Source organism: Labrys sp. HAY1-8F, assembly GCF_056754975.1.
Genome location: NZ_JBPGWZ010000002.1, coordinates 2,473,584 through 2,486,866, shown reverse-complemented (window position 1 = coordinate 2,486,866; position 13,283 = coordinate 2,473,584). Strand labels below are relative to the sequence as shown.

Genomic DNA, 13,283 nt, shown 5'->3' with positions numbered 1-13,283 from the left:
TCGCCTGGGCGCTTCATCTCGACATGCCTTGCGATTGCGTGTCCTGCGATTCCGAAGCTTGCGATTCCAAGGCCTTGCGATTTTTGGTGATCGTGCCGTACCGCAGGGCGCCTCTGGATTTGAATGGAGTGAATGCCTTGCCTGCAGCGATTCTCGACGAGGCCCTGCTTTATGACGGCTGGAACCGGCTGCTGATGGTCAAGGCCCGCACGCAGGGCGGCGCGGTGATTCACCGCAGCGTCGAGGATCACGGCGATGCGGTGACGGTTCTGCCCTTCGATCCCGAGCGCCGGCTGGCTCTGCTGGTGCGCCAATTGCGCGTGGCAATTCTCAAGGGACATGGGGTGGAGGCTTCGCTCGAGGCGCCGGCGGGCATCCTGGACGAGGACGATCCGGCCGATTGCGCCCGGCGCGAGGCGATGGAGGAGGCCGGGCTGGAACTGAAGGCTCTGGTCCCGCTCGGCGCGGCTTTCGTGATGCCGGGTATCTCGACCGAGAAGATGCATATGTTCCTGGCCGAATATTCGGCGGCGAGCCGTGTCGGCGCTGGCGGCGGTCTGGCGGAGGAGAACGAAGAGATCGAAGTGGTCGAGATCGGGCTCAAGGACCTGGCTGGCATGGCCGACCGTGGCGAGCTTTCCGATCTCAAGACCTACAGCCTGGTGCAGACGCTCCGGCTGAAGCGGCCGGAGCTGTTCTGAGGCAACACCGGGCCGGGTATTACTTCCTGACGCTGCGGGCGCCCTTGGCGATGTCGCTGACCAGTGCGAGCACGGCCGGTACGGTCTTGTCCGTCGCGCTGTTGTCGGCGTCGAGGCTGGTGCGCACCGCTTCCACCAGGGCCGAGCCCACCACCACGCCGTCGGCGCCCTCGGCGATAGCCCGGGCATGCTCGGCGGTCTTGACGCCAAAGCCGACGCAAACAGGCAGGTCGGTATGCTGCTTGATGCGGCCGACCGCGCCGGCCACCACGCCGAAATCGGGCGTGGCCGAACCGGTAATGCCGGTGATCGAGACATAATAGACGAAGCCGGACGTGTTCTGCAGCACCTTGGGCAGGCGCTTGTCGTCCGTGGTCGGCGTCGCCAGGCGGATGAAGGCGATGCCGGCCTTCAGCGCCGGCAGGCAGAGTTCGTCATCCTCTTCCGGCGGCAGGTCGACCACGATCAGGCCGTCGACCCCGGCGGCCTTGGCATCGACGAGGAAGCGTTCGACGCCATAGATGTAGATCGGGTTGAAATAGCCCATCAGGATGATCGGCGTGGCATCGTCGGTCTTGCGAAATTCGCGGATGACGCCGAGCGTCTTGGTCAGCGTCATGCCGGCCTTGAGGGCGCGCAACCCCGCGGCCTGGATGGCCGGCCCGTCGGCCATCGGATCGGTGAAGGGCATGCCGAGTTCGATGACGTCGGCGCCCGCGGCCGGCAGGCCGGCGAGGATCTTGGCTGAAGTCTCGATGTCGGGATCGCCGGCGGTGACGAAGGTCACCAGGGCGGCGCGCTTTTCGGCGGCCAGGGCGGCGAAGCGGGCGGTGATGCGGCTGGTCATGGGGTCACAAGCTCGGAGCAAGGGGCGGCAGGATGGGATGGCGGGAGGTCACAGTGACGTTCCCAAAATCTCGGCAACCTGCGGTACGTCCTTGTCGCCGCGGCCGGAGAGGCTGACCACCATCAGGTGATCCTTGGGCCGCTTGGGCGCGAGCTCGGCCACCCTGGCAAGGGCATGGGCCGATTCGAGCGCGGGTATGATCCCCTCCAGGCGCGACAGCAGCTGGAAGGCGTCCAGCGCCTCCTGGTCCGTCGCCGACAGATAGGTGGCGCGGCCCACCTCGTGCAGCCAGGAATGTTCCGGCCCGATGCCGGGATAGTCCAGGCCGGCGGAAATAGAATGGGCTTCCTCGATCTGGCCGTCGGCATCCATCAACAGATAGGTGCGGTTGCCGTGCAGCACGCCGGGGCGGCCGCCGGCGATCGAGGCGGCATGCAGGCTGGTGAGGCCGTGTCCCGCCGCCTCTACGCCGATGATCTCGACGGAAGGATCGTCGAGGAAAGGATGGAACAGGCCCATGGCATTGGAGCCGCCGCCGATGCAGGCAATCACGCTGTCGGGCAGGCGCCCTTCGGCTTCCATCATCTGCTCGCGGGTCTCACGGCCGATGATCGATTGGAAGTCGCGGACCATGCCCGGATAGGGATGAGGACCGGCCACGGTGCCGATGCAATAGAAGGTGTCGTGCACATTGGTGACCCAGTCGCGCAGCGCCTCGTTCATGGCGTCCTTGAGGGTCTTGGACCCGGACTGCACGGGGATGACCTCGGCGCCGAGCATCTTCATGCGGAAGACGTTGGGTGCCTGGCGGGCGACGTCGACGGCGCCCATATAGACCACGCATTTCAGGCCGAAGCGGGCGCAGAGCGTAGCGGTGGCGACGCCGTGCTGGCCGGCGCCGGTCTCGGCGATGATGCGCGGCTTGCCCATGCGGCGCGCCAGCATGATCTGGCCGAGCACGTTGTTGACCTTGTGGGAGCCGGTATGGTTCAGCTCCTCGCGCTTGAGATAGATCTTGGCGCCACCGAAATGCTCGGTCAGCCGCTCGGCGAAATAGAGCGGGGAGGGCCGGCCGACATAGGTGGCCAGGTGTCCGTCCATCTCCTTCTGGAAGGCCGGGTCTGCCTTGGCCTGCTTGTAGGCCTCTTCCAGCGACAGGATCAGCGGCATCAGCGTCTCGGCGACGAAGCGCCCGCCGAACTGCCCGAAATGACCGCGCTCATCGGGTCCGTTGCGGAAGGAATTCAGCTTGGGTGTCTCGGTCATCGTTGCGGCCTGTTGTCAGCGGGATGAGGTGGAAGCGGCGGCATAAGCCTGTCTTGCCGTCTCCACGAAAGCCCTGATCTTGTCGGGATTCTTCACGCCGGGCCGGTCTTCGACGCCCGACGAGACGTCGACCCCGTCGGGGGTGCTGATGCGGATGGCTTCGGCAACATTGGCGGGATCGAGCCCGCCCGATAGCATGAAGGGCAGGGTGCGGTCGAGATGCTTGAGCAGCGTCCAGTCGAATGTCACGCCGTTGCCGCCGGGATGGGCGGCATCCTTCGGGGGCTTGGCGTCGAGCAGCAGCCAGTCGGCCACGCCGCGATAGGCCGCAGCCCGTTCGAGATCGGCGGCGCTGGAAACCCCGATCGCCTTCAGGACCGGCAGGCCGTAGCGCGCCTTGACCGCGGCGACGCGTTCGGGGCTTTCCTTGCCATGGAGCTGCAGGCCGTCGGGGGCGAGAGCGGCGACGATGGCATCGAGCCTGGCGTCGTCGGCATCGACGGAGAGTGCAGTCTTGCGGGCACGGCCCGATACCTGTGCGCCGAGCTGCGCCGCAAGGTCGTAGCCGATATGGCGGGGCGATTTCTCGAAGAACACGAAGCCGACCATGTCGGCGCCGGCGGCCAGAGCCGCTTCCAGCGTTTCGGGAGTGGAGAGACCGCAGATCTTGATCAATGCCATAATGGGGTCGAGATAGTTGCATCCGGCACACAATGCCAGTGAAATCAGGACAAAGCGCAGGAGGGGTGAAGGAATGTTCCCGAAAGGGCGGTTCGTCGGCGTGTTCGCCGTGATAGCTGGGCTGGTGGCGATGGCGGGGCCGGCAAGGGCGGCGCTGTGCTATGCCCGCGACTATGACACCGCCCATCTCGTCAAGCATGTCGACCAGCGCGTGACCCGCATCACCGTGCGTCTTCTCGCCGACAACGGCTCGGGCATCGGTGTCGGCCTGTGGTTTCGGGGCGACAAGCGTCAATGGTGGGCCGGCGGCGGCTGCCGCCAGCAGGGAACCGTCTTCGCGTGCACCCTTGACGGCGATGGCGGCACACTCACGGCGACGCAAAATACCAAGGGCATCCGCCTCGACGTTCCTGCCGCGGGCATTCAGGTGGAGCATCCCGATGCACAGGGCAATGCCAGCTTCCAGGCCGTCGATGGCCCGGAACACCGGGTCTTCCTGCTCTGGTCCGCCCCGGAGGCCGCATGCGAACCGCAGAATTGAGGAGGAGCGGTCGTCACCACCCCTGCTCTCCCTGCCGGGATCCGAGGGGAGCAACGCTTGGCTTACTTCTTGCTGGCGTGGCCATCATCGCAAACATGCCCACTTCTGCCCTCGCCGTCGACCTGCCGCCCGGCTTCGTGCGCCTGGCCGACATCGCGCCCGGCATCCGCCAGGACATGCGCTATGCCGGCTCCCATAATTTCGTCGGCCGGCCGGTGGCGGGCTATGAGAGCCCCGTCTGCTGGCTGCACCGAGAGGTCGCGCAGGCGCTGGCCGCGACGGCCCGTGACCTCGAAAAGCGCCATTGGCGGCTCGTCGTCTATGATTGCTACCGGCCCAAGCGAGCCGTCGCCGATTTTCTGACCTGGGCCGGCGATGCCGCGGACCAGCATACCAAGGCCGAATTCTATCCCCGTACGCCCAAGTCGAGACTGTTCGCGCTCGGCTATGTCGCACGCGCCTCGTCCCATTCGAAGGGCATCGCCGTCGACATCGGGGCGGAGCAAGTCGATGCCGCCGGGCAGGTTCTGCCGCTCGATTTCGGCGGCGGCTTCGACCTGTTCGACGAGATGTCCTGGACCGCGAGCAAGGCTGTGCCGGCGCAGGCCGCCGCCAATCGCAAGGCCCTCGTCGCCGCCTTCGCCGAGCATGGCCTGGCCAATTATGCGCGGGAATGGTGGCATTTCAGCCTGCCCGGCGCCGCGAGGGCGCCGGCCTTCGATGTCGTGATCAGGGAGCCTTGAGGACAATGCGATTCACGCAAGCGAGCGCAGGCGTTGTCATTGCCGGGCTTGCTGTAAAGGCCCGGCATCCAGCCCCGAGCCGGATTTGCGCCTGTGGCTTCTGGATAGCCGGGTCAAGCCCGGCTACGACAAATCGGAGTGTTTTCCTCCCCGGCGAACCACATTAGGCCAGAACGCGCTATTTCTTCGGCCGCTTGGCCCCCTGGGTGTTCAGGAACACCGCATAGAGCGAGGTGGTGCCGCAGATATAGAGGCGGTTGCGCTTGGGGCCGCCGAATTCGACATTGGCGACGACTTCGGGGATGAGTACCTTGCCGATCAGCGTGCCGTCGGGGGCATAGCAGATCACGCCTTCGCCGGAAGATGTCCAGACATTGCCGTGGATGTCGACACGCAGGCCGTCGAACAGGCCGGCTGGTGAGGTGGCGAAGACCTTGCCGCCCGAGAGCGTGATGCCGTCCTCGCTTACGTCGAAGACGCGAATGTGGCGCGGGCCGTTTTCGACATGGGTGGCGCCAGTGTCGACGATGTAGAGCCTGGATTCGTCGGGCGAGAAGGCAAGGCCGTTCGGCTTGACGAAATCGGTGGCCACCGCCTGCAGCTTTCCGCCGCGCGCGGGCAGGCGATAGACATAGGAAGCGCCGATCTCGGAGGGCGCTGCATCACCTTCATATTCGGAATCGATGCCGTAGGTCGGGTCGGTGAACCAGATCGAGCCGTCCGACTTCACCACCGCGTCATTGGGCGAGTTCAGGCGCTTGCCCTCGTATTTGTCGGCCAGGATGGTGCGGCTGCCGTCATGCTCGATGCGGCTGACGCAGCGCCCGCGATGCTCGCAGGCGATCAGCCGGCCCTCGCGGTCGACGGTGTGGCCGTTCTGGTTGCGGCTGTCGTGGTCGTACACCGAAACCGAACCGTCGGTCTCGTCATAGCGCATCAGCCGGTTGTTGGGGATGTCGGACCAGATCAGATATTTGCCCGCCGGGAAATAGGCCGGCCCCTCCGCCCAGCGCGTGCCCGTATAGAGCTTGTCGAGCTGGGAATTGCCGAAGATGAGCGCCTTGAAGCGCGGGTCGGCGACCACGAATTCCTTGGGGAGCATATCGGTTCCTCGTTGGTTTTGGTTGGTCGCATGGAACGACAATTGCCCGGCAAAATCAATTCATCGGACAAAAGAAAACGGCGCGGAAACCGCGCCGTGGAGTGAGGGCATTTTTCGGAACGCGGACATCTTGTCCGCTCTTGGAATCGCCGCGCTTGACGGTGAGGCAAGAGGCGGACTGGAAGTCCGCGCTCCTAGATCCAGTTCACTGGCCCGTCTTGACCCGCGTCCAGGTGCGGGTAACCAGCGTCTGCACCTTGGCCTGATAGGGCTGCACGGTGTAGGTCTTGGCCAGCATGTCGTCGCTGAGATAGATCTGCGGATTGTCGGTGATCGCCTTGTCGACCAGCGGCTTGGCCGCCAGCACGCCCGAGGCGAACTTGGTGGCGTCGGCATTCTTGGCCGCGACGTCAGGACGGATCATGTAGTTGATGAAGGCATGAGCCGCGTCGACATGCTTGGCGTCCTTGGGAATGGCCATGGTGTCCATCGACATCAGCGTGCCTTCCTTGGGCACGACATAGTCGACCTTCACGCCGTTCTTGGCTTCCTCGGCACGCGCCTTGGCCTGATAGGTGTCGCCGGCCCAGCCGATGGCCAGGCAGATGTCGCCATTGGCGAGCGCGTTGATATATTCGGAAGAGTGGTACTTCTTCACATAAGGCCGGACAGCCTCGAGCAGCTTGCCAGCGGCGTCGATGTCCTTCTTGTCGGTCGAGCCCGGTTCCTTGCCGAGATATTTCAGGGCGGCCGTCAGGACATCCTCGGGGCTGTCGAGGAAATAGACGCCGCAATCCTTGAACTTGGCGAGATTCTCAGGCTTGAACACCACGTCCCAGCTGTTCATGGGCTGGTCGCCATAGACGGCCTTGGCCTTGTCGACATTATAAGAGATGCCGGTGGTGAACCAGGTGTAGTCGACAAGGTACTCATTGCCAGGATCGTAAACCGCAAGATTCTCCATGATCTTGGGCCACAATTCCTTGTAGTTGGACAATTTGGACTTGTCTATTTTCTGAAACACGCCCGCCTTGATTTGGCGTGAAGCAAAGGTCGCAGAGGGGAAGACGACGTCATAGCCGGAATTGCCCGCGAACAATTTGGTTTCCAGCACCTCGTTGGAATCCATGGTGTCGTAGACCACCTTGATTCCGGTTTCCTTGGTGAAATCTTCCAGTACGGTCGGGCCAATGTAATCCGACCAGTTATAGACGTTGACGACCTTGTCCTCGGCCATGGCCTGGCCCGCGAGCAAGGCCACGGCCGTGGCGGCGAGAGCCAGTTTCTTGAAGGCTGACATCGGGAACACCTCCTCTGGGTGAGCGACGCGCATTCCCGGACGCGACGCTGTTCTCTGGAAGCTAGAACTCCTGCTGAACCTGCTCAAGCCTTCCGAAGGGCTTTTCGTGATGTTTTATGTAGCAAGTCCGTTACCGGGCAGGAGCGGATGTTGCGAGACTACAGATAGGTCTCATATTCCAGGCTGGAGATCCGGCGCTCGAACTCGGCGCATTCGAGTTCCTTCATCACCGCATAGACTTCGGCGAAATGCTCGCCGAAATGCCGGCGGGCGAAGTCCGAGCCCCGGAACAGGGCCACGGCTTCCTGCATCGAGCCCGACAGCCTGGGAGCGCCGAGATCATAGGCATTGCCGATGATCGGCTCGGGCGCCGGCATCTTGTTCTCCATGCCTTCATGCATCGCGGCCAGGATGGCCGCGAGCACGAGATAGGGATTGGCGTCGGCGCCGGCGATGCGATGCTCGATGCGGGTGGCCGCCGGGCTGCCATTGGGAATGCGCACCGCCACCGAGCGGTTGTCATAGCCCCAGGTCAGGGAGACCGGCGCATAAGAGCCCGGCATCAGGCGGCGGAAGCCATTATAGCTCGACACGAACAGCAGGGCCGTCTCTGGCATATGGGTCAGCATGCCGCCGACGGCATGGCGCAGGGTCTCCGCGCCCGTGTCCGGCTTGGCAAAGACATTGGCGCCTTCTGCATCGAGGAGGCTGGCATGGATGTGCATGCCCGAACCGGCGGTGTCGAGATAGGGCTTGGGCATGAAGCTGGCGCGCAGGCCGTGCTTGCGGGCCACGCCCTGGATCATCCGGCGCAGCAGCACGGCGTCGTCAGCCGCCGCCATGGCATCGTCGCGATGGTAGAGATTGATCTCGAACTGGCCGGGTGCGGCCTCGGAAATCACCGAATCCGCCGGCAACCCCTGGATCTTGGCGGCCTCGCGCATCTCTTGGATCACCGGCGCGAAGGTGTCGAGATCGGAGATCGAATACATGTTCTGGCGGGCGGGCCCGGTGTCGCGGTGGAACACGGTCTTAGGCGTCTCGCCCGGTTCGCCGCCGCCCTGCAGCAGGTAGAACTCGAGCTCGAAGGCAACCACAGGCTTGAGGCCGAGGGCCGTGAACTTGTCGAGCTGGGCCTTGAGGATATGGCGCGGATCGAGCATCCAGGGCCGGCCATCCGGCAGATACATCGAGATCAGCGCCTGCATGGCGGGCTGGGAAGACCAGGGCACCGGCTTGAGCGTGCCGGGGACGGGGCGGCACAGGCCATCCTTGTCGCCGGTCTCGATATGAATGCCGGTTTCTTCGACCTCGCGCCCCCAGACGTCGAGGCCGAACATCGATTGCGGCATGGCAACCCCGTCCTTGAGGACCTTGTCGATTGCCGAGCCGGGCAGCCATTTGCCGCGGAGAATACCGTTGGTGTCGGGAAGCAGCACCTCGATGACGTCGACTTGCGGGGCGGAGGGCAAATTATTCGAAGCCGAAGGCAAATCTGCAGCATCGCCGGCGAGTTTGTTCACGCCGTGCGTTTGAAATCCCATGGTACACCGGGGTTGTGAATGCGTTGCGTCTTGACGCATCCTTCATCTGCGCTAATTGTGATCACAAATCTTGGCCGTGTCAAATGGAGTCCGTTTCGCCCATGCCGAGTTCGCCTAAGTCGAGCAGCAGCGAGCCCGCCAGCAAGTTGGCGCCGGTGCATGACAAGGTCTATGCGGCGATCCGCAGCGGGCTGGTTGGCGGCCAATTCGTCCCTGGCCGAGCCGTGACCCTGCGCGGTCTGGCCGAGATGCTCGGCGTCAGTCCGATGCCCGTCCGGGCCGCAGTGACGCGATTGGTCACCGAGGGCGCCTTGACCTTGACCGCGACGCGCCGGGTCAGCGTTCCCGTGATGACCCCCGCTCGCTTCGAGGAATTGGTGCGCGTGCGCATGCTGCTGGAGGGGGAGGCGGCCGAAAGGGCGCTGCCCGCCATCGATGCCGAACGCCTCGCCGCCATCAGGACGCATGACGACGAGGTCGAGCGCTGCCTCGCCGAAGACGATGCCGAAGGCTATATGCGGGCCAATCACGCCTTCCATTTCGCCATCTATACCGCAGTGCCCTCTTCGGTGCTTCTGCCCCTGATCGAGACGCTCTGGCTGCAATTCGGCCCGTTCATGCGGCTTGTATACGAGGATCTCGACATGAGCGGCCTTGTTGACCAGCATCATCGCGCCATCACCGCGATCGAGCGGGGCGACGCCAAGGGGCTGCGCGATGCCATCGAGGCCGATATCGGCGACGGCATGCGCATCATCGGCAAGATGGCGCTGGGCTGAGGCTGCCCCGCCCGCTTCAGTGGCCAGGCTCGCCGCGATGCCAATAGGCAACGGCGCTGACGGCATGTTTGGGAAGCTGCAGGACCTCGCGCCAATGATGGCGCAGCCGCCGCGCCGTCTCCGCTTCGGCGCCGAGCCAGCACTGGAAACGGCCCTCGGAGGGAAGCGGGACCGCGATGACGGCCTCGGCCAGGAGGCCACTTTCGCCGGCCGGGCAGCCGTCGCGCAGGAGCCATTTGAGTTCGACGCCAGCAGGCGGGACGAGGGCCTGGATCTCGTCGGCATCCGCCACCTCGATCAGGGCGATGCCGCGTGCCTCGGCCGGCATGGCCTCGAAGATGCGGGCAATGGCGGGGATGGCCGTCTCGTCTCCGGCGATCAGGTACCAGTCCGCCTCATCGATCTCGCCGCCGCCCGGCCCGAGCATGCCCACGATGTCGCCGGGTTTTGCCCGGGCCGCCCAGCCCGAGGCGATACCGGCATCACCATGCAGCACGAAATCGACATCGACCTCGCCCGCTGCCGCGTCGATGCGTCGAATCGTATAGAGGCGCTGTGTCGGCCGGCGTTCCTCCGGCGGCCAGATGCGGCGTCCATTCCTGGCCGGGCGGGGCCATTCCGGTTTGTCGAGCCCCGCCGGCGGGATGAGCAGGCGGATATGGATGCCGTCTCGCGTGAAGCGCTGGAGATCCTCACCCGCAAGGGTGATGCGCCGGATCAGCGGCGTGACCTGGGTGACCTGCCTGACCCGCATCTCGCGAAGACCAGGAAGCACGGTAATATCGCACCCGTCTCCGGTCCACACCAATTCTGGCTTTTCGGCCTGTGCCGCCTTTTCGAGGCGCAGGCTGAGTATGAATTTCAGAGCCGACAAGCCCTGCTCCGTGTCGGCCTCGGCCTTGATCGTCAATTCGCTGGGACGCGCGGCAAGATAGGCGATTCCTCGCCCGCGCGGTAGTTCGATTTGGGCGGTCTCGCCGGTGCGCCGGGTTGGAAATTCGTCTGTTTCAAAGTCATTGCAAATTGAATTCAAGTATTCATTTCCAAAACTCGTGTCGATGCGAAGCTCGGAATTTAGCGTGCTCATGGCTGGTGATCTCGGGAAGGAAAGCGTTCTGCAAAACGCCAACTCTCTATCTGACTCCATAAAATGATTCAATATCAATATTTTAGACGAATTCAAACCTGCGCAAAAATGGTTTGCGAGAGAGGCGGGATGCCAATTTCTCCCACAGGATGTGTGAGAGTTCGTCAGTTCACCAGATTGCGCAGTTTTTAGTTCCTCTCGTTAAACTATGCGTTGTCGAGAGCCATTTTTGTATACGTATGTTAGAATTTATATAATCATCAAACAAATTATTATTTTGTGTTGATTCATGTTGGATGTATAGTGTTTATCCGCCTCCGGAGTTTACTTTGGGGGGTAAGATGGAGACGAGGATCATTATGGCTGCGGGCCTCATTCTGGGAGGCTGCGCAATGGCCGCGCATGCACAAGAGAGCAAGCCGCTGCCAGGCCAACCGGCCGGGCCGGTGACATCGGAGCAGGCCGGCAATGACGAGCCTGTGATGCTGGAGCCGGTTACCGTCGTGGCTGAGCGCGCCAAGCGCCAGCTTCTCGACGTGCCGGCCTCGGTGACGGTGATTTCGGACAAGGAGTTGAAGTCGCATATGGTGCGCGACATCGACGACCTCACGCGCTACGAGCCGGGCATCACCGTGAGCCGCAACAGTTCGAGCACGGATCCCTTCGGCGGCAATGGCGGCTTCACCATTCGCGGCGTCGGCGGCAACCGCATCCAGATGCGCGTCGACGGCTCGCGCATCCTCGACGGCAACACCGACGGCACGCGCGACTTTGTCGATCTGCCCTTCATCAAGTCGGTCGAGATCATTCGCGGCCCGGCCTCGGCGCTCTACGGTACCGATGCGGTTGGTGGCCTGGTCGCCTTCACCACCAAAGACCCAGCCGACATCATCAAGGAAGGACGCAATTGGGGATTTGAGGCGAGCACCAATTTCGACAGCTACAACAAGGCTCTGGTGAACACCGCCCTCGGCGCTTGGCGCGTCTCCCCCAATCTCGAGATCCTGCTGGGCTATTCGGTCAAGAAAGCGAGCGAGGCCAAGCTCTCGCGCGCCCGGGCCGATGGCGGGCGCTATGGCTGCCCGCGCTGGGTCGAATATGGTGCCATCGATTGCGGCAGTTTCAACCCGCTGGACGAACTCGGGCAGAACTTCCTCGCCAAGATCGTCTGGCGGCCCACCGAATCATTGGAACTGAAGCTCACCGGCGAGATCTTCGATCGCAACAGGGATGTCGACTCCCTCTATAATCGCGGGCCGACCACGGTGCGCACGCCCGCCAATCCCAATCCGCCGCAACTGCCCTTCATCCATTCCTGGACAGGGAGCCAGGAACTCACCCGCTACCGCATCGCGCTGGACGGTCTGTGGAAGCCTGAATACGCCTTCGCCGACCAGATACGCTGGAACATCACCTGGTCGCCGCAGCGCCGCGAGGTCACCAGCCGCGAACACCGCACCCTCGCCAATGGCAATCAGCAATATCAGGACAATGTCACCGAGTTCGGGCAGCGCTTCCTGCAGGCCGGCCTGCAGATCGATTCGTCCTTCAAGCTCGGGCGCAGCGACCACAAGCTGGTCTGGGGCTTCGACGGCGAATATGGCTATACCGACTATGTCCGCAATCGTACCACGCGCGTGTTGACCCCCGGCGGCGTGCCGGTCTCCAACTCCACTGTCGTGCCCTACACCTGGAACTTCGCCGATTCCAACACCAAGCGGCTCGATGCCTTCGTGCAGGATGAGATCAGCCTGTTCGACGGCAAGCTCACGGTGACGCCGGCGCTGCGCTATTCCTGGAACCAGATCACGCCCAAGCCCAAATCGGACTATCAGCCGGTAGCCGGCTATGTGCTCAGGCAGCGCGAGGAATCGGCGCTGACCAAGAAGCTCGGCATCATCTACAAGCTCAACGAGACCTATTCGGTATTCGGCCTCTATGCCGAGGGCTTCCGCATGCCCAATGCCGAGCAGCTCTATACAGGTTCCTCGTCAGGACAGCCGGACGGCAATCTCGTGCCGGCGCCGAACCTGAAGCCGGAGCGGGTGCGCTCCTTCGAGGCGGGGCTGCGCGGGCGCTATGGCTGGGGTTATTTCTCCCTGTCGGCCTTCCATGCCGACTACACCAACTTCATCCAGAATTTCGTGGAGATCCCGGCCAGTTCAGGCGAGGGGGTCGACTATACCTGGGCCAATCGCGCCAAAGTCCGGCTGACCGGCATCGAAGGCTCCGCCGAGGTGCAATGGGCCGAAAACTGGAGTTCGAGCCTCAGCCTCACCTATCAGCACGGCAACCAGAAGACGACGCGCGATGCGCCTTGGACCCCGTTCAACGGCGCTAGCCCCCTCACGGCCGTCGCCAGCCTGCGCTGGACCAAGCCGGAACAGGGGCTGGAAGTCGAGATGATCGGCACCTTCGCTTCCAAGGTTAGCCGTGCCAGCACCCCTGACATCTTCAAGCCCGGCGGCTATGCCGTGTTCGATCTCCTCGGAAGCTGGAAGCCGACCGAGAACATCACGCTGCGGGCCGGCATCCTCAACATCGCCGATACGCGCTATTTCCGCTGGCCGATGCCGACCACCTACAGCCGGACGGCGAGTTCGAACGTCGCCTTCTCCAATCCGCTCGAATTGCAGACAGCCGCCGGCCGCACCTTCAGGCTCGGCGCCAACATCACCTTTTAAGGATCCGT

The 13,283-nt window shown here is 63.4% G+C and carries 12 protein-coding genes; 5 read left to right on the top strand and 7 right to left on the bottom strand.

What is annotated here, in order from left to right:
* The first annotated feature begins 137 nt into the window (after nt 1-137).
* A complete protein-coding gene (locus tag ACR9ZN_RS20605; RefSeq protein WP_434958307.1) occupies nt 138-701 on the top strand; it encodes an NUDIX domain-containing protein in 564 nt (187 codons plus the stop codon).
* A 19-nt stretch (nt 702-720) separates the two neighbouring features.
* Here the strand turns inward: ACR9ZN_RS20605 and trpA are convergent, their stop codons facing one another.
* The 3 genes from trpA to ACR9ZN_RS20590 are packed head-to-tail and all read right to left on the bottom strand — an operon-like array spanning nt 721 to nt 3,495.
* Nucleotides 721-1,548, bottom strand: a complete 828-nt coding sequence (gene trpA / locus ACR9ZN_RS20600; RefSeq protein WP_481273054.1) for a tryptophan synthase subunit alpha — start codon at nt 1,546-1,548, stop codon at nt 721-723.
* 48 nt (nt 1,549-1,596) lie between these two features.
* On the bottom strand, nt 1,597-2,814 hold the full coding sequence (gene trpB, locus ACR9ZN_RS20595; RefSeq protein WP_434958305.1) for a tryptophan synthase subunit beta: 1,218 nt from the start codon (nt 2,812-2,814) through the stop codon (nt 1,597-1,599).
* Between the two features lie 15 nt (nt 2,815-2,829).
* The gene (locus tag ACR9ZN_RS20590; RefSeq protein WP_481273053.1) at nt 2,830-3,495 is read right to left on the bottom strand and encodes a phosphoribosylanthranilate isomerase; all 666 of its coding nucleotides are present in this window, start codon (nt 3,493-3,495) and stop codon (nt 2,830-2,832) included.
* 73 nt (nt 3,496-3,568) lie between these two features.
* Here ACR9ZN_RS20590 and ACR9ZN_RS20585 point away from each other — a divergent pair, with 73 nt between their 5' ends.
* Together ACR9ZN_RS20585 and ACR9ZN_RS20580 are read left to right on the top strand one after the other, a co-directional pair.
* Nucleotides 3,569-4,036 (top strand): hypothetical protein, encoded by a 468-nt coding sequence (locus tag ACR9ZN_RS20585; RefSeq protein ID WP_481273052.1) that lies wholly within the window; start codon nt 3,569-3,571, stop codon nt 4,034-4,036.
* A gap of 95 nt (nt 4,037-4,131) precedes the next feature.
* Nucleotides 4,132-4,779: a M15 family metallopeptidase gene (locus ACR9ZN_RS20580; protein ID WP_454816221.1), complete on the top strand. Its 648-nt coding sequence runs from the start codon at nt 4,132-4,134 to the stop codon at nt 4,777-4,779.
* A 178-nt stretch (nt 4,780-4,957) separates the two neighbouring features.
* Here the strand turns inward: ACR9ZN_RS20580 and ACR9ZN_RS20575 are convergent, their stop codons facing one another.
* The 3 genes from ACR9ZN_RS20575 to ACR9ZN_RS20565 all read right to left on the bottom strand — a co-directional run bounded on the left by ACR9ZN_RS20575 (nt 4,958) and on the right by ACR9ZN_RS20565 (nt 8,704).
* Nucleotides 4,958-5,881 carry an SMP-30/gluconolactonase/LRE family protein gene (locus tag ACR9ZN_RS20575; RefSeq protein ID WP_441773273.1) on the bottom strand — a complete coding sequence of 308 codons (924 nt, stop codon included), beginning with the start codon at nt 5,879-5,881 and terminating at the stop codon, nt 4,958-4,960.
* A 205-nt stretch (nt 5,882-6,086) separates the two neighbouring features.
* Nucleotides 6,087-7,181 carry a polyamine ABC transporter substrate-binding protein gene (locus tag ACR9ZN_RS20570; protein WP_434958300.1) on the bottom strand — a complete coding sequence of 365 codons (1,095 nt, stop codon included), beginning with the start codon at nt 7,179-7,181 and terminating at the stop codon, nt 6,087-6,089.
* A 158-nt stretch (nt 7,182-7,339) separates the two neighbouring features.
* Nucleotides 7,340-8,704 carry a glutamine synthetase family protein gene (locus tag ACR9ZN_RS20565; RefSeq protein WP_481273051.1) on the bottom strand — a complete coding sequence of 455 codons (1,365 nt, stop codon included), beginning with the start codon at nt 8,702-8,704 and terminating at the stop codon, nt 7,340-7,342.
* A gap of 122 nt (nt 8,705-8,826) precedes the next feature.
* Here ACR9ZN_RS20565 and ACR9ZN_RS20560 point away from each other — a divergent pair, with 122 nt between their 5' ends.
* A complete protein-coding gene (locus tag ACR9ZN_RS20560) occupies nt 8,827-9,504 on the top strand; it encodes a GntR family transcriptional regulator (RefSeq protein WP_434958298.1) in 678 nt (225 codons plus the stop codon).
* A gap of 16 nt (nt 9,505-9,520) precedes the next feature.
* On the opposite strand, the gene ACR9ZN_RS20555 is transcribed toward ACR9ZN_RS20560, so the two are convergent.
* Nucleotides 9,521-10,591: a DUF2218 domain-containing protein gene (locus tag ACR9ZN_RS20555; RefSeq protein WP_481273050.1), complete on the bottom strand. Its 1,071-nt coding sequence runs from the start codon at nt 10,589-10,591 to the stop codon at nt 9,521-9,523.
* 392 nt (nt 10,592-10,983) lie between these two features.
* On the opposite strand from ACR9ZN_RS20555, the gene ACR9ZN_RS20550 reads away from it, so the two are divergent.
* Nucleotides 10,984-13,275, top strand: coding sequence for a TonB-dependent hemoglobin/transferrin/lactoferrin family receptor (locus tag ACR9ZN_RS20550; protein ID WP_481273049.1), 2,292 nt, complete (start codon nt 10,984-10,986; stop codon nt 13,273-13,275).
* Nucleotides 13,276-13,283 lie beyond the last annotated feature (8 nt).

What these genes read in the sequence shown, in the direction of transcription:
- trpA (WP_481273054.1), bottom strand. Translation starts at nt 1,548, where the DNA reads ATGACCAGCCGCATCACCGCCCGCTTCGCCGCCCTGGCCGCCGAAAAG.
- trpB (WP_434958305.1), bottom strand. Translation starts at nt 2,814, where the DNA reads ATGACCGAGACACCCAAGCTGAATTCCTTCCGCAACGGACCCGATGAG.
- ACR9ZN_RS20590 (WP_481273053.1), bottom strand. Translation starts at nt 3,495, where the DNA reads ATGGCATTGATCAAGATCTGCGGTCTCTCCACTCCCGAAACGCTGGAA.
- ACR9ZN_RS20585 (WP_481273052.1), top strand. Translation starts at nt 3,569, where the DNA reads ATGTTCCCGAAAGGGCGGTTCGTCGGCGTGTTCGCCGTGATAGCTGGG.
- ACR9ZN_RS20580 (WP_454816221.1), top strand. Translation starts at nt 4,132, where the DNA reads ATGCCCACTTCTGCCCTCGCCGTCGACCTGCCGCCCGGCTTCGTGCGC.
- ACR9ZN_RS20575 (WP_441773273.1), bottom strand. Translation starts at nt 5,881, where the DNA reads ATGCTCCCCAAGGAATTCGTGGTCGCCGACCCGCGCTTCAAGGCGCTC.
- ACR9ZN_RS20570 (WP_434958300.1), bottom strand. Translation starts at nt 7,181, where the DNA reads ATGTCAGCCTTCAAGAAACTGGCTCTCGCCGCCACGGCCGTGGCCTTG.
- ACR9ZN_RS20560 (WP_434958298.1), top strand. Translation starts at nt 8,827, where the DNA reads ATGCCGAGTTCGCCTAAGTCGAGCAGCAGCGAGCCCGCCAGCAAGTTG.
- ACR9ZN_RS20555 (WP_481273050.1), bottom strand. Translation starts at nt 10,591, where the DNA reads ATGAGCACGCTAAATTCCGAGCTTCGCATCGACACGAGTTTTGGAAAT.
- ACR9ZN_RS20550 (WP_481273049.1), top strand. Translation starts at nt 10,984, where the DNA reads ATGGCCGCGCATGCACAAGAGAGCAAGCCGCTGCCAGGCCAACCGGCC.